General features: G+C 63.5%; 13 protein-coding genes. 3 read left to right on the plus strand and 10 right to left on the minus strand.

From position 1 onward, the window contains the following. Positions 1-157 precede the first annotated feature (157 nt). The 4 genes from UC32_RS06490 to UC32_RS06505 form a co-directional block, all read right to left on the minus strand. A complete protein-coding gene (locus UC32_RS06490) occupies positions 158-469 on the minus strand; it encodes a 4a-hydroxytetrahydrobiopterin dehydratase (RefSeq protein ID WP_045730426.1) in 312 nt (103 codons plus the stop codon). A 156-nt stretch (positions 470-625) separates the two neighbouring features. Continuing rightward, the gene (locus UC32_RS06495; protein ID WP_045730427.1) at positions 626-1,198 is read right to left on the minus strand and encodes a flavin reductase family protein; all 573 of its coding nucleotides are present in this window, start codon (positions 1,196-1,198) and stop codon (positions 626-628) included. Positions 1,199-1,200: 2 nt separating this feature from the next. Beyond that, entirely contained in the window at positions 1,201-2,247 is a 1,047-nt protein-coding gene (locus tag UC32_RS06500) for a methionine synthase (protein ID WP_045730428.1), read from the minus strand. Between the two features lie 20 nt (positions 2,248-2,267). Continuing rightward, positions 2,268-3,260, minus strand: a complete 993-nt coding sequence (locus UC32_RS06505; protein WP_045730429.1) for a DUF1852 domain-containing protein — start codon at positions 3,258-3,260, stop codon at positions 2,268-2,270. A gap of 123 nt (positions 3,261-3,383) precedes the next feature. Here UC32_RS06505 and UC32_RS06510 point away from each other — a divergent pair, with 123 nt between their 5' ends. Continuing rightward, entirely contained in the window at positions 3,384-4,325 is a 942-nt protein-coding gene (locus UC32_RS06510; protein WP_045730430.1) for a LysR family transcriptional regulator, read from the plus strand. Between the two features lie 138 nt (positions 4,326-4,463). On the opposite strand, the gene UC32_RS06515 is transcribed toward UC32_RS06510, so the two are convergent. From UC32_RS06515 to UC32_RS06530, 4 genes are all read right to left on the minus strand, one after another. Beyond that, the gene (locus tag UC32_RS06515) at positions 4,464-5,483 is read right to left on the minus strand and encodes a serine hydrolase domain-containing protein (protein ID WP_235423605.1); all 1,020 of its coding nucleotides are present in this window, start codon (positions 5,481-5,483) and stop codon (positions 4,464-4,466) included. Between the two features lie 610 nt (positions 5,484-6,093). Beyond that, positions 6,094-6,771, minus strand: a complete 678-nt coding sequence (locus tag UC32_RS06520) for a hypothetical protein (protein ID WP_235423606.1) — start codon at positions 6,769-6,771, stop codon at positions 6,094-6,096. Between the two features lie 245 nt (positions 6,772-7,016). Beyond that, on the minus strand, positions 7,017-7,316 hold the full coding sequence (locus UC32_RS06525; RefSeq protein ID WP_045730492.1) for a putative quinol monooxygenase: 300 nt from the start codon (positions 7,314-7,316) through the stop codon (positions 7,017-7,019). Positions 7,317-7,391: 75 nt separating this feature from the next. After that, positions 7,392-7,949: a dihydrofolate reductase family protein gene (locus UC32_RS06530; RefSeq protein ID WP_045730493.1), complete on the minus strand. Its 558-nt coding sequence runs from the start codon at positions 7,947-7,949 to the stop codon at positions 7,392-7,394. Between the two features lie 353 nt (positions 7,950-8,302). On the opposite strand from UC32_RS06530, the gene UC32_RS20030 reads away from it, so the two are divergent. After that, positions 8,303-11,734 (plus strand): discoidin domain-containing protein, encoded by a 3,432-nt coding sequence (locus UC32_RS20030; protein ID WP_161797259.1) that lies wholly within the window; start codon positions 8,303-8,305, stop codon positions 11,732-11,734. Positions 11,735-11,806: 72 nt separating this feature from the next. Here UC32_RS20030 and UC32_RS06540 read toward each other — a convergent pair whose 3' ends face one another. Next, positions 11,807-12,832, minus strand: a complete 1,026-nt coding sequence (locus UC32_RS06540; RefSeq protein ID WP_082071964.1) for an NmrA family NAD(P)-binding protein — start codon at positions 12,830-12,832, stop codon at positions 11,807-11,809. Here UC32_RS06540 and UC32_RS06545 point away from each other — a divergent pair. Continuing rightward, positions 12,813-13,619: an HNH endonuclease family protein gene (locus UC32_RS06545; RefSeq protein ID WP_412178015.1), complete on the plus strand. Its 807-nt coding sequence runs from the start codon at positions 12,813-12,815 to the stop codon at positions 13,617-13,619. The two genes, UC32_RS06540 and UC32_RS06545, sit on opposite strands and share 20 nt — an antisense overlap. Before the next feature lie 100 nt (positions 13,620-13,719). Here the strand turns inward: UC32_RS06545 and UC32_RS06550 are convergent, their stop codons facing one another. Beyond that, positions 13,720-15,936 (minus strand): catalase, encoded by a 2,217-nt coding sequence (locus tag UC32_RS06550; RefSeq protein WP_045730432.1) that lies wholly within the window; start codon positions 15,934-15,936, stop codon positions 13,720-13,722. Between the last annotated feature and the right edge of the window lie 14 nt (positions 15,937-15,950).

A 15,950-nucleotide genomic window follows, 5' to 3' on the forward strand; every position in this document is an offset into this window, starting at 1 on the left:
CGTTGCGTCATCGTGGGTAGGACTTCACTACAGGCACGAGTTCTTGCTCCATCACAAACACGAACTGTTGGAACACCACCATGCGGTGTGTCGAACCAACATCCGTAAGACCTCCTAGCGCCTCGACGCTCCTTTGCCCCTGCGGGACGGCGTGAAATCACTCCGCGGCGGCCACGCCGAGGTCCGCGGCGTGGCCGCTGATAGTGCGGGCGAGGTCGATGTCGCGGCTGGTGATCCCGCCGACATCGTGGCTTGAGAGCGTGACTCTGACCTCCGGGTAGGTGAGCGTGAGGTCGGGGTGGTGGTTGGATTCCTCGGCGGAGGCGCCAATGCGGTTTACGAACTCCAAGCCGGTGGAGAACTTTCGAGTCCTGAAGGTGGCGGTGAGCGCGTCGCCGGTCAGGCGCCAGCCGGAGAGTCCGGCTTCGGCAAGTTCGGCGGTGGAGAGCTTATGTCGGGGGTCAGCCATATCGCCATCATGGCGCCGGAGGGCCGCCGTTGGCTACAACCGAAGCAACCGCGGGAAGTTGAAAGGACGCGCAGATATTAAGGAGGACGACGGCGGGAGTTAGGCTCCCGCCGTCGTCCTCCTTAGCTTTGTTGCCCCGCGCTGTTGGCGCGGCGCTCAGCCTCCAAGCTTGGAATGCTCGCCCAGGCGGTGCCATGAACGGTTGTGGTAGACCAGAGCGTCTCCGGGTTCGCCCGCCTGGACGTCACGCATCACACGGGACTCCAAGGCGTGAACGGCGATGATGGTGGAAGTCCCCACCTCCATGCGATCGATGACGGCGCAGCGCACCCAGGCGCGGACATCGTCATACACCGCTTCACCGGTTGCAAGGGCCGACCAGCGGTGCGTTTGGTCAAATCGGTCGGCACCGGGGGTCGCTCCTAACTTGGCCAAGTCGACGTCGTGCGCGTCCAGCAGGTGCACGACGACCGTCTCGGCGCGCGACAGCACCTCGGACGAAGAAGACAGTGCCGAGACCGAGAAGATCAGCAACGGAGGGTCCGCACTCACCGACACGACCGAAGATACCGTCAGCGCCACAGGCCCTTCGCCGGCATCGGCCGTGACGACGGCGACACCTCCCGGGTGCCCACGGAACAGTGCTTTGAATTCATCGGCCGAGAGGGAAGAGGGGAAGCTCTGCTGCGGAGCCTCGAGCCACGTGTCTGCCGGGTAGGCATGAAACACCGTTACGACACCCTGGGTGCGGAGCGGGCGAGTTCCTCGCGAATGATGTTTGTGCCTGCGCTGAGAGCACTCAGCTTGGCCAATGCGACGTCCCGGGGGAACGGCGCCATTCCGCAGTTGGAGCTGGGAATGAGTTTGTCGGCATCAACGAACTGCAGGGCCTTGCGGAGGGTGTCGGCGACCTCCTCCGGGGTCTCGACGGTTTCGCTTGCAACGTCGATTGCGCCAAGCATGACTTTCTTGCCGCGGAGGAGTTCGATGAGGTCCATGGGCACGTGGGAGTTCTGCGATTCCAGCGAGATGATGTCGATGCTGGAGCTCTGCAGCAGCGGGAACGTTTCCTCGTACTGCCGCCACTGTGAGCCGAGCGTGGCCTTCCAGTCATTATTCGCCTTGATCCCGTAGCCGTAGCAGATATGCACGGCGGTCTCCGCACGCAGTCCTTCTGCCGCTCGCTCAAGCGCAGCCACGCCCCAGTCCTTGACCTCATCGAGGAAGACATTGAACGCGGGCTCGTCGAACTGGATGATGTCCACGCCGGCCGCCTCGAGTTCCTTTGCCTCCTGGTTCAGGATGGTGGCGAACTCCCAGGCCAGCTTCTCGCGGCTCTTGTAGTGGTCATCGTAGAGCGTGTCCACCATTGTCATAGGACCGGGAAGCGTCCATTTGATCGGCTTGTCGGTGGTTGCGCGGAGGAATTTTGCGTCGTCGACGAATACCGGCTGTTCGCGGCGTACCGGTCCGACGACGGTTGGTACGCTCGCGTCGTAGCGGTCGCGGATGCGCACGGTTTTGCGCTGTTCAAAGTCGACCCCGCTGAGGTGCTCGATGAACGTCGTGACGAAGTGCTGGCGGGTTTGCTCGCCGTCGCTGACGATGTCAATGCCGCGCCGGCTCTGCTCGTGGATGGCGATGCGCAGTGCATCCTGCTTGCCCTCGAGCAGCGCATTTCCCTCCAGCTTCCACGGGGACCACAGAGTCTCCGGCTGGGCGAGCCACGATGGTTTCGGCAGGCTTCCGACAAGGGTGGTGGGTAAAAGTGTGTTCATGATTGGCGATTCTCCGAGGGTCAGTTGACGAGAGCGGGGTAGTTGGCGGTCCACTGGTCCAACAGATCCTTGTGGGGCGTGATGAAGTGTTCCTCCGTGTACTTCGCCTGCGTGACCGCGAGCTGACTGCGCTCGACGCGGTCGTAAGCGATCTGGGTCCGCGAGTAGTCCTGCTCGCCCAGGCTCGGCTGGTAGACCGCGGCAGCGGCAGAGTTCGCGTTGTAGACCTCCGGGCGGTAGATCTTCTGGAACGTCTCCATGGTGCTGATCGTGCCGATGAGCTGCAGGTTGGAGTAGTCGTTGAGCAGGTCGCCCCGGAAATAGAAGGCGAGGGGAGCCACGCTGCCGCGGGGCATGAAGTAGCGGACCTGCAGCCCCATTTTTCCGAAGTACGCGTCCGTCAGGGAGTAATCGTCCTGCTGGTACTCGACGCCCAGGACCGGGTGACGGTTCCCGGTTTGCCGGTATGTCTTGCTCGTGGAGACGCTGATGCAGACCACTGGCGGTTGCGGAAAGCGCTCCTGGCCTACCGGGGACTCGAGGAAGTGCTGGAACAGCTTGCCGTGAAGATCGCCGAAATCCTCGGGAACGGTGGGCTTGCCTGAGTCACCTGCTGCCGCCGGCAGTACCACGCTGAAGTCGAAGTCACGGACGTAGGAGGAAAAGTTGTTCCCGACGATTCCCTGGTGGCGGACCCCGTTCAGCAGGTCGACGATCTGGATGTCGAGAACCTCGAACAGGGGAAACTGCTGATCCGTGCCTTCCGCAGTGAACTCAATCTGCGCAGAGACGATATTAAGCTCGAGCGTGTAGCGGTCCCGGTCCGGGTTGTCCCAGTCCGCGAGATCGTTGAAGCGGCGCCGGATCATGGTCAAGGCGTTGCGGAGGTTCTCCTGACGGTGCTCGCCCCGTGCGAGGTTGGCGAAGTTCGTCGTGATACGGGAGCCTTCGGACGGGGAGTAGTCCTCGTCGAAGCGGGTGGTGGTGATACTGAACGTAAAGTCGTCTGCCATGTGCTGCCAATCCGTTGTCGATGGGCCGGAGACGGCCTTCCAGAAGGGGTTGAATCAATGGTGCAACCTTTCGGTGGGTATCGGGTAACTAGGCGCTGCTATGCATTCATATAGACTTTTCCTATGGCCCAGATTTCGAGTGGACTGACTCTGCAGCAGCTCCGCTACTTCATAGAAGTTGCAGCCGAGGGATCGATCTCCGCGGCTGCCGACCTTCTCTACGTGGCGCAGCCAACAATGTCCGCAGCGATGAAGGACCTTGAGGCCAGGGTGGGCCGTGCGCTCCTGCTTCGCTCCGCCCGCGGGGTCACCCTCACCGCCGACGGGGTAGAGTTCCTCGGCTATGCGAGGCAGGTGGTAGAGCAGTTCGCCCTCCTCGAGCAGCGCTACCTTGGCAGGCCACCGACGAGACGCCTGCTCGGGGTCTCAACGCAGCACTACTCGTTCGCGGTGGACGCCTTCGTCCGGATGGTCAAGGCCACTGAGGTGGCCGAATACGAGTTCTCGCTCCGCGAGTCCCGCACCTGGGACATCATCGAGGATGTCCGGACACTCCGCAGCGAGATAGGCATCCTCTACCGGAACGATTTCAACCGGAAGATCATCGACAAGCTGCTCCGGGAATCCGGGCTCGGGTTCACTCCGCTTTTCCTCGCCGATCCGCACATTTTCATTTCACGGAAAAACCCGCTCGCCTCAAAAGAGCGTGCGACTCTCGCCGATCTCGCCGGCTTGCCGCGGCTGACCTTCGATCAAGGTGCGAACAACTCGTTTTACTTCGCCGAGGAGATTCTCTCCACCCTGTCCAGTAAGCAGGAGATCCGGGTCTCTGACCGTGCGACCATCTTCAACCTCATGATCGGGCTCCACGGCTACACGATCTCGACGGGCATCATCAGCGGGCAGCTCGACCCGGAGATCGTCGCCATCCCGCTCGATGTTGACGAACGCATCGAGATCGGCTGGATCGGCCACGCGGCGATTCCGCTCACCGACCAAGCGCAGCGCTACCTCAGGGAACTGCGGGCAGTCGTCGCTGAGTTCGGCGTGGCGCTGCTCGACTGACTGCAGTTGCGGTTCCAGGTCCGATGTGGCGGGTCGGCGGGGTCCAAAGACCCGCGCTTCACATCCGGCCAGCTCTACGGGCAGGATTGGACGCTATCGCATGAACCACGAACTGGCCGACGCCGATGACCCGGCTAGCTACTTCACGGTTCCCTGCATGCAGAGCTGGTCCATGGCCTCGTTGAGAGTGGACTCGATGCGGCTGTTCAGGTTGCGGCGCTTGTCCTCGGCAGAAGAGTCCTCCAACTCCGTGGGCATCGGTGGTGTAGTAACCGTCATCGCGGCCTGGTACCGCCCGTCTGCGCTGCTGACCACCCCTGTCTGATAGTCCCAGAACGAACCCAAGCCCTCATGGCGAGAGTCTTTCGAGCATCCGTCCGCGCGCTCCCAGACACCCAGCCCGTACGGGGCGAAGCCTGGACTGGTCTTCATTTCACGCAGGGATGACGCTGAAACCGCCCGGCCTTGGAAGATTCCGGCCATGAGGAGGTTCAAGTCCTCCATCGTCGAGACGGCCCCGCCTGCCGGGTTACCGACTGTAGAGGTGTTGTCTGTGGTGTCAATGCGTTCACCGCGCAGAGTCACGTAGCCGTGCAAGAGGCCGGTTTCGTCACGACCAACGTGGCTTAGGCTGGTGTTCTTCAAACCGAGAGGGCTGAACACCTCCTCCTGCATTACTTCGGCGTATGGCTTGTGCCGCAACGTCTGAATAAGAAGGCCGAGTGCAAGGTAGTTCGTATTGGAGTATTTGAAGGAACCGACGTCGGCAGACGCCCAACCGACGGTTCCCGCCAGTTGCAGGCCCCTTTCCATAGTGAGCGACTGGCTGAGGACAGGGCGGAAGTCAATATCCCTCGGCAGGGCGTCATTGACCTCGGGGATCCCGGACGTGTGGCTTAGCAATTGCCTCACCGTGATCGGTTCCGGGGGTTTCAGAGCGGACGCGAATCCGGGGATGACGTCATTAACGGCATCGTCGAGGGCGATCAGGTGGTCGTCCACGAGTTTCAGTACCGCTACGGCGGTCATGGTCTTGGTGACGCTGGCAACCTGCACACGGTCCGTGGGCTGGGCCGGAGTTCTTGTTTCAAGATCCCGGACGCCGTAAGCCCTGGACCATTCGCCCTCGGGCCAGCGGATCTGCACGACTGCAGCCACCGCGCCCTCCTCCAGGAATAGCTGGACCTGATTTTCCAAGGAAGCGAAGGTACTCGGAGGGCCTGATGACGGTACATGCTCATCGTTGTGAGAGGTGCAACCCGAGGCAGCGAGGACGAGAACGAGTGCCGCCTGCCTCCACGGGTGATTCATTGAAGTCATTGCCGCATCTGTTGGGGATAAGGTGGCAGATCCATGGCCGCCTGCGGCACCATGTCCGGCCAAACTTCCGACGGCGCCATCCGCCCAGCATTTCGATGGTACGCCCGGTCCGTGTGGTGCGGAAGCCGGCAGCCCTCTTGCGTGGCCGTCTGGGCATTCCTCCACTTGACAAGGTTGAAAGCGTTCCTTTGGCGGGAATTGGATTCCGCCCCTACGCCACCAACCGCATTCCAAATCAGTCGCTCGCGTCTGTCGCGAAACTCCAGGACTTGGAGTCGCCTCGGTCGAGACGTGTCGGCGGGTTTGTCAGAAAGAACTGTCGCGCAAGGGCCGGTTCGCCCATCGCATCAGCGGGTCTTGCCAGAGTTGAACACGATTGAGTCGAAAACGGCGCGTGCCTCCCTAATCAACTCCGGGTTGATCGATTCGTCGATATGGGCTACCGCGACTACAGCCCGCTGGCCGTTGAGCTCGACCACGCGGTAGGTTTCGCGTTCGCCTCGAGTCGAGTACCACCGTGAGCAGGTGTACCTATTCTCTGGATGCACAACTTGCCTGCGTCGCAGCCGCTGATGTCCACGTCGCCCTCGATGAAGTGGTCGAACTCTAAGCCGAAGTAATTGCCCACCCTGACCTTCACGGGCGGCGTGCTTGCCGTTGACGTCTGGGCTGCCATGGCGCTAACGAAGGCGTCGGCGGACGGACCGACATCGGCAAGGGCTCCCATCCACTTGCATGCGTCCATCGACACATAGTTCGCGGGCCAAAGCGTTAGGTAGACGGCCCATTCAGCCGGATGATCCGGGTCGTCCTTGCCCAGGCTGTCGCCGTCGAGAGCCAACCAGCCGTCTGGAACGGTGATCTCAAAAGGCTCACCGTAGCCGGCGACGGGGACGACGTATGTGCCAGCGTCAATGTCGCCACTCTTCGGCAGCGGCGGGACCGGGCGAGTGACACCTTCAGGCGGCGGGGAGGGTGTATGAACCGACGATGAAGAGGTACTGGCGGACGGGAGGGAAACGTCGTCGGACTTATACTCACAACCGCCAAGACAACCAATAAGCGTGACAGCCACCAAGGGCAAGATAAGACGCGGCCACTGACCGGCCTTTTCGAAGAATGTCATGGAGCTCATTCGTCCGCCAAGCCGCTGCAAAATTCCGTGTGGCCCCGCAGCCCGTGGCCTCGCGGGCGGTCCGGGATGGAAACCGTCCCTTCCAGTCTCCTCCGGCATGGAACCCGTGACAATGAGGACCAGCACGGGAGATCATTTCGATTGCAGCGTCCCGTGAAAACCCCGGATTCCGCCAAGCGCGCCGCTCGCGGCTCTACGTGGCCCCGCTGCTGTGGCTTCAAAGGGTGGAGCGTGGGTCAGGTTAGGGGTGAGCCGAGCACTGTGAATTGGTTGCCGCCCCTGACTCCGGACAGCAGGGGCATTGCCTCGGCGATGGCGGCCTGCACGCTGTCGAGCTGCAGGGAGTTCCGGTGTGCCTCCGGCGATACCCACAGCTCACTGACGAATACGGTGTCGGGGGCCTCGTCGTTGATGCCCACCTCGTACAGCAGGCAGCCGGCCTCCTTCAGTCCGGCCATGGGCCGGAGCAGGATGGCGACCACGGCGTCACGCTGGCCGGGTTTGGTTCCGAGGCTTCCCACGTTCGCAAAAGTCATGGTGACAGTCTGCAGCACCGGAAGCATGGACCCCAACCAGATCTGCCCCGAAGGTGGCAGGCCGTCGTCGTGCCCTCAGCCGACCCGTCTGTAGTGCATGGCCACAGCACCGTTGCTGAGCGGTTCGGCAGAGAGCAACTCGAGGCGCCGCGTGCTGGGCAGTCCATCCTGGTACAGGGTTGGACCATGTCCGGTGATCATGGGGTGGACAAGGAACTTGTACTCGTCGATCAGGTCCAACCGGTCCAACTCTGTTGCGAGTTTGCCGCTGCCCAGCAGCACCCCGTCAGGGGTCTGGTCCTTGAGTTGCTGCACCGCCGTTCGCAGTTCGCCGGGCAAGTGGTGGCTGTTGGTCCACGGATAGTCGCTCCTCGTGGAAGACACCACGTATTTTGGCTTCGTCTCCAGCGTGTCCGCCCATTCCTTCAGGGCCGGTGGCGCGTCGGTCTCGCCGCGGGCCACCAAAGGCCAGTAGCTCTCCATCATCTCGTAGGTGGTGCGGCCCCAGAGCATCGCCCCGCCCTGGTCCAGGAGTCGCGTGAAGTGGGCGTGCGTCTCGTCATCGGCGATGCCCTCGCGGTGGTCGACACAACCGTCCAAGGTCACATTGATGCTGAACGTAAGGAGTCCCATGCGCCGATTGTAGGGGCTGAGGACGCCGTGCAGCACTGAGGCAGCCCGGGACAGCCAAGTCTGCCACGAATCCCTTGCGCAACCCGGGGATCCAGTGGTGGTTGAGGGGTTCCCGCATCCAATGACAGACAGAACGGTTCGGACCAACCTTGTTCGAGCATGTTCGAATGCGTTGTGACCCATGCTTTGGGCTCATAGTCTCGGGGTGCCCGGCCTTCCTGAAGCGCTCGGCACAGCACCCGACACCCCGACGATGAGGTCCCTCCATGGCGTTATCAGCACACAGATTCCGAAGGCCAGCCGCCGCCCTGGCAGCAGCCGTGACCGCGGCAGCCGGCTTGGCACTCCTGCCAATGGCCCCGGAAGCACAGGCAACAGCAGACTCGACTGCCGTCACCATCACGCCGAACCCGGCCAGCCGCGGCGAAGCATTTGAGGGCTGGGGCACCAGCCTGGTTTGGTTCGCGAATGCGACCGCGGGATACACGCCGGAGCTGCGCGAGGAGCTGTACCAGAAGGTCTTCGGCGAGGACGGCCTGAACCTCAACATCGCCCGCTACAACGTGGGCGGCGGCAATGCCTCCGATGTCAAGGACTACCTCAACGATGGCAGCGCAGTGGAAGGCTGGTGGAAACCGGCCACTGAAGCGACACCCGGCCAGCCGGCGTCGAACCTGTACAACCCTGATGGAAGTGTCGACAAGTCCCAGGCCAACAAACTCGCCTTCCTCAAGGCCTGGAACCCGGACGATCCGGCGTCCTACAACCCCGACGCCGACCCGAACCAGCGCTGGTGGGTGGAGCGTTTGGCCCAGGACCAGCAGATCACGCATTGGGAAGCCTTCAGCAACTCGCCGCCCTGGTTCATGACCAAGAGCGGCTACGTCTCCGGACAGGTCAACACCAACAAGGGCGAAAACCTGCTGCCCGAAGCGGAAGGAAAGTTCGCCGCGTACATGCGGCACGCCGTCGAACTTCTTGAAGCAGGCAGCGGGATCAAGGTGGACACCATCGATCCTTTCAACGAGCCCAACTCCGGCTACTGGGGCACGGACATCGACGCCGCCACCGGGAAGCCGCCCACCACCTACACGCAGAAGCAGGAAGGTGCGCTGATCTACCCTGCGGCCCAGGACCGCGTGACGAAACTGCTCGCTGCCGAACTGGCGAAGGGGAGCACTGATGCCGTCATCTCTGCGATGGACGAGACCGACCCCACCAAGTTCATGACCAACTGGAACAGCTACAGCCAGGAAGCCAAAGACGCCGTGGCCCAGCTCAACGTCCACACGTATGGCACCAACGACCGGCGCCGCGTCCGGGACCTGGCAGGCGCCACGGACAAGCCGCTTTGGATGAGCGAGGTGGGCGGTTTCTGGACCGGCAACCCCGCCTTGGGCGACTCCACCAGCGGCTGGGACCGCTCCAACATCACCAACGGCCTGGGCATCGCGAGCCGAATGGTCAACGACCTGCGCGAACTCGATCCCAACGCCTGGGTGTTCTGGCAGCCAGTGGAAGACACGTACAAACAAGAGAAAGCAGACAAGGGCTGGGGCTCCATCTACGTCGACTTCGACTGTAACTACGCCGGCCGCGAGGGCTACTCGAACCGCCGCATCAACGACGGCGACACCCCGGACTCCGCCAAGTGCAAGGTCCTCACCAACCAGAAGTACAACACCACCCGGAACTTCACGCACTACATCCGCCCGGGCGACTTCCTCATCCAGAACAGCGACCCCAAGACTGCCAGCGCCCTCCGCGCCGACGGCAGCGGCGCCTCACTGGTCCACTTCAACGACACCCCGACGCCGGAAAAGGTCACCATAGACCTCAGCCGCTTCGGCAGCATTGCGCCCGGCGCCAAGATCACGCCTGTGGTCACCACCAAGTCGCCCCTTGACGACATCGAGAGGAACGCCTTGGTTAAAGGCACTCCTGTGGCCGTGGATGCCGGGACGAAGTCTGCGACGCTTGAGGTTCCTGCCGCGTCTGTGGTGACGTTCGTCGTCGACGGCGTCAGTGGAGTTTCTGAGGACGCCGCACCCGTGAAGGACGGCCACAGCTACCACCTCAGCGGTGAAGCGAGCGGCAAGTACCTGACTGCGGGCGCCGGCACCGGAGCATCAATTCAGGATGCGGGCACGGATGCCGCTGGTGTTGCTCCGCAGATCTGGACCTTCAACGCAGTGAACTCCGGCGCTGAGTCCGCCAGCGACCGCCGCTGGGTTGTCACCGGCGCGGATGGGCGCGTTCTTACCGGCACCGGCGGCGTGCTGAACGGCAGCCAGAGCGGGGCGGCCTCGCTTGCCTCCCTCACACTGGACCAGGCCAAAGCCACTGCCTCTGCACAGTGGATGGTGACCACGGAAAACGGCAAGCAATGGACCTTGGTGAATGCCGCCGCTGCCATTGCCCTTCAGGTCTCAGGCAACCAGACAGCGGCTGGAACATCAGTTGCGCTTGCCTCCTCCACGGGCAGCACTGCAACAGCTTCGGCCAGCCCGCACCAGGCATGGGCGTTCACTGACATCGCCGATCTTAGGCTGCTGGGTGTCTCCCCGGTTGAGGTGAGCACGCCCCTGGGGACAGTTCCCGTTCTGCCCACCACCGTCACTCCCGTTTACGAGGCCGGCCCCGGCAAGCCGCTGGCCGTGACGTGGACGCCCGTTGACCCTGGTTCGTGGCAGAGAGCCGGCAAAGTGACGGTTTACGGCTCCGGTGCGGATCCTTATGGTCAGGCTTTTGAAGCTGTCCTCACAGTGACCGTGGGCGACTTCATTGCCACCGATCCTGTCTCGGTGACTGTTGGAGTTGGATCAACGCGAGCTGCGGTTCAAACTGCGGCACCGGCCACCGTTCCCGGCCAGATTGCCGACGGTCCTGCACGGAACCCTCTCGCCGTGACCTGGGACTGGGCTTCGCTTACCGACGCGGCCCTCCAGTCCGCCGGCACCGTCACCGTGCCTGGCAGCGCTAACGGGCTCCCCGCCACGCTCACGGTGATCGTCGTTGACAGGGTTCCGGTAGGCAACATCTGCAAGGACGATCCCTCAACGGCTGTCACGGCAAGCTACACCGAAGGTTCTTACATCGCGAAGAACACCTGCGATGCCAACGCCTCCACCCGCTGGTCCAATTGGGTCAGTGGCGGCCGCGCAGGTGACTCGTTGAGCTATGGGTTCACCCGCGACTACACCGTATCGTCGGTGACCGTCACGTCTGCGGAGAAGGCTGCAGCAAGCCTCAAGGTCCAGTACCTGGATGCCGCCGGCGCTTGGAAAGACTCATCGGCAGGGACGGTGACTGGCCTCTCGGTCACATCGCCCACCACCGTCTCCTTCGATCCGGTGACCACGCGCGGCGTAAGGGTTTCCTTCGTGACCACGGCCTCGTACACCAAGGTGGCCGAGGTGGCCATTGCCGGAACCCGATTGGCTGACGCCGGGCTTGCCGATCTCGGCCGGCTCCTCGTCAACCAGGCATCAGTGGTGGGCTTTACCCCCGGAAGCACCAGCTACCGGGCGCTGACCCCGACGGCGACTCCCGCCGTCGTCGGCTACCCGCTGGACACGAACGCCAAGGTGACGGTTCGGCAACCAACGGCGGAAAGTCCGACGGCGGTAGTCACCGTGACTGCCCCGGACGGGACCGCGAAGGTGTACCAGGTAGCGGTATCCACCGGAAAGGAAGCCTGCAAGGACGACGGCTGGAAGACGAGCCCATCGCCCGTGTACAGGAACCAGGGACAGTGCGTTAGCAGCTTCGCCGCCGGTCAGTAGGACTTCGGACGCAACGACGCCCCCTCGAACAGGGTTCCGAGGGGGCCTCGTTGTATCTGGAAACAGCGCCGCTCAGGCGACCGGCCGGCCCCCGACAGTCCGGGCGATCACGTCAGATTTCAGGTGTTCTTCGAGAACATTCCGGACCGAGGTCCATTCGTGCGGTCCGTAGCGGCCGTTGTTGACGTGATGGAGCTCGGCCTCGCCGCTGAACATACTGACGAAATACTGCATGCCCTGCCACGCAGGAAAGGCCTCGCCTTGATCTTTGGACAGGCGCCGGCCGACCCTGCTGGCGGCCGCCAGCATCCCGGTGGTACCGGCCCACTGCAGGGAGTACGGTGTCCCGGTGAGCTCGCTCATGGTGCGGGCGATACTGCGCGCCGTAACCCGGTCGCCGGCAATCTCGACGACGCGGGGCGCGTCCTCGTCAAGGGCCACAAGGGCGACGATGCGTGCGACGTCGTCCTTGGTGGTGAAGTCGAGAATCTGATCCGGCGAGGACCAGAACAGGACCCGGCGGCGCCCGAACAGGATCATGGGTGCCTGCCCGGTGAGCATGTCGGCGAACGCCCCGTTCAGCACTGAAGTCACGCGGATGGGCGCAGCGTCGAGTTCGGCGGCCAGCTCGCGACGCAGCTCAAAATTGCGGTTGCTGCCCGGGGTGATCCGGCGATAATCCGCAGAGTAATCCGAAGGGATAAAGCGGGCTGCCCCTGCTTCGACGGCGGCCGCCAGGAGCGCCCGCTGCGCGTCGATGATGACCGGACGTGCTCCGCTAACGGCAGAGATAACTGTTTCGACGCCGGCCAGGGCCTGGGCGAGGCCGGCCCGGTCCGTGTAGGCGACCTCGTGGATCTCCACCCGGTCATTCGCGCCGTAGATGGCGCGTGCGTGCCCGCTTCCAGGCCGTGTCAAAATCCGGATCCGGCTGCCGCCGAGGAGGAGTTCGCTGACAATGCGCTGGCCAAGGTCTCCCGTGGCTCCGGCGACGAGAACGGTGATGTTTCTGATGATCTGCTCTTCTCGGTAGGGGATGGGCGGTGGGACGCAGGTTGGAGGGTCCGGATTACCGGATGTGGCGGGCACAACATCCATTCTTACCGCTTACCGGCGACGGCCGACGCTAGCGTGGAACATCTCCCAGCAACGCAGAAGGGCCGTTCACATCATTCGTTCCATCGCCCCGGCAATAACTGTTGCCGCCACCCTTCTTCTGGTTGGTCCACTTGCAGGCTGTGACGTTGCCGCCCGTGCCCTGGACGGCATCGGCTCCGCTCCAACCAACACTGCGGCCTACCCGGCTGACGGTGACTCTGCCCGTGAAGCAGCACAGGCTCTCGTTCAACTGGAGGGCATCCCGGTCAAGGGCCGCGCCCCGAAGACCGGCTACGCCCGTGACGAGTTTGGGCCCGCCTGGGCCGACACAGACCACAATGGCTGCGATACCCGCAATGACATCCTCGCCCGTGACCTTACCGGTGAAACGTTCAAAGCGGGCACCAACAACTGCGTTGTGATGACCGGCACTTTGGCGGACAGGTATACCGGCACTTCGATCAGCTTCGTCCGGGGCCAAGCAACCAGTTCGGCCGTTCAGATCGACCACATCGTTCCACTCAGCGACGCCTGGCAAAAGGGCGCCCAGCAGCTGAGTGGAGATCAGCGCAGGGAGCTCGCCAACGACCCGCTGAACCTCATGGCAGCCGACGGCCCCACCAACAGCGCCAAAGGCGACAAAGACGCCGCAACATGGCTGCCACCTAACAAGGCTTTCCGGTGCGGGTACGTCGCGCGACAAACAGCTGTGAAGGCCAAATACAACCTCTGGGTCACCAAGGCCGAGCATGATGCAATTGCAGGCATCCTGCAAGACTGCCGGTAGCCACGTTTATTGAATTGGCTATGCGCCACATCCGGGAGAAACGCAGCAGGGAGCGGCCGCCTATATTTGACGGCCGCTCCCTTTGATGGCTGCGTTTTGCTTAGCCGGTGGTGGCCGGGAAACGGTCCCAGACCCGGTGGGCTGCCAGGAGTCCGGCCAGTTCGGTGACCAAGGCTTCGGCGTCCCCGCCGGCGACAATTCCCGGGGCGTCCTCCGGGATGCCGGCGGCGGTCAAAGCCGCCGAGCCGCCGCCGAGGGACGCGATGGCCTTGGCGTGCCGGAACGCTTCGGTCAGCAGCAGAGTGGCCCGCGGATCTACCGGGCCGCCAGGTGCGCCGGCCTTCGCATCGAGGCCGGGAGCGGCGTCGGGCCCCGGGGCTGCTGTCGAGGCGACAAGAACGGCGTCGAACTCTGTGGAGCGCGCGGTGAGGTAGGTCCGCTGAACGGGGACCCCGCCGTCGTCCTCCCGTCCAAGGAATCCGCCGGCCGGCCCGATGACGAGCGGGACGATCCCCTGGGCGTCCAGGGCCTGGCGTGCCGCGTTCACGGCGGCGAGGTCACTGTCCGCGTCGGCAAGGATCCCTACCACGCGGCCCGCAACGGGCCAGGTCTTGCCGACCTGCGAGAGCGCAGGGCTGGCCTCGCGTACCGCCACCTGTTCCGTCGCTTCCGGCGCAGGGAGACCGAGGCCCTGTGCCACCGCAGCGCAAAGCCCGGCGTCAATGTTGGCAAGGGCAGCGAGCTGCCGTTCCCGGATGGATTTCTCATAGCACTTGCCCAGTTCGAATGTGTACGCCTGGATGACATGGTCCTGTTCCACCGGGCTCAGGCTGCGGAAGAACAGGGCAGCCTGGCTGTAATGGTCATCAAAGGAGGCTGGGTTGCGGCGTTCCTTGATGGCGGCAGCAACTTCCTCGGGCACGTCGATGAAGGCACCGACGTCCTCTCCGGCGAGGAACGGGCATCCGCCGTCGAGCGAGTTGGGCCGGTACGGGGCGACTCCGGCGTGGACGGCCTGCTGGTGCATCCCGTCGCGAAGCATGTCGTTCACCGGCGACTGGGGACGGTTGATGGGGATTTGGCCGAAATTGGGTCCACCGAGCCGGGAGATCTGGGTGTCCAGGTACGAGAAGAGCCGGACCTGCAGCAGGGGGTCGTTCGTCACGTCGATGCCGGGAACCAAATGGCCGGGGTGGAAAGCCACCTGCTCCGTCTCAGCGAAGTAGTTGGTGGGGTTGGCGTTGAGCGTCATGACGCCGATCGGCTGGACCGGTGCCAGCTCCTCGGGGACGAACTTGGTGGGGTCGAGCAGGTCGATGCCTTCGAACATCTGGTCTTCGGTGTCCGGGAAGGTCTGGACGCCAAGTTCCCACTCCGGGTAGGCGCCGGCCTCGATGGCGTCGGCGAGGTCCCGCCTGTGGAAGTCGGGGTCCATGCCGTTGATGATCTGTGCTTCCTCCCATACCAGCGAATGGACACCCTGCTTGGGCTTCCAGTGGAACTTCACCAGTGTGGTGCGGCCTTCGGCATTGACGAACCGGAAGGTGTGGACGCCGAACCCTTCCATCGTCCGGTAGGACCGGGGGATGCCTCGGTCTGACATGTTCCACATGGTGTGTGCCTGTGCCTCGGTGTGCAGGGAAACGAAGTCCCAGAAAGTGTCATGGGCACTTTGGGCCTGGGGGATCTCCCGGTCCGGGTGCGGCTTGGCTGCATGGACAACGTCCGGGAACTTGATCCCGTCCTGGATGAAGAAGACGGGAATGTTGTTGCCCACCAGGTCGTAGGTGCCTTCGTCCGTGTAGAACTTGGTCGAGAATCCGCGCGTATCGCGGACGGTGTCGGCAGAACCGCGGGACCCGAGCACTGTGGAAAAGCGGACGAAAACCGGGGTCTCCACGTCCTTGGCCAGGAAACCCGCGCGCGTAATGGTCGCTGCGGTGCCATAGGAACGGAAGACGCCGTGCGCGCCGGCGCCGCGGGCGTGGACTACACGCTCGGGAATGCGTTCGTGGTCGAAGTGGGTGATCTTTTCGCGGAGGTGGTGGTCCTGCAGCAGGATGGGGCCGCGGGAGCCTGCCTTGAGCGAGTGATCGGTATCGCGGAGGCGAAGGCCTTGGGCGGTGGTCAGGTACTGGCCTGACTGGGCACGGGCCGTTTCGGGCGCCCCGGTGGGGCTTCCCGTGGGTGAAACCGCCTCGGGCCCGCGCTGGTCCGGTTTGGGCGGGAGAGGTTCGCGCGGTGTCGTTGGTTCTTCCAGGCTGGCAGGTTCGCTTGCCGGGACGCCGGGAATGTTGGTGCTTGTTTCGTCGGGCACGGTGTTTCTCCTTT

The organism is Pseudarthrobacter chlorophenolicus (genome assembly GCF_000962805.1).
Lineage (GTDB): Bacteria > Actinomycetota > Actinomycetes > Actinomycetales > Micrococcaceae > Arthrobacter > Arthrobacter chlorophenolicus_A.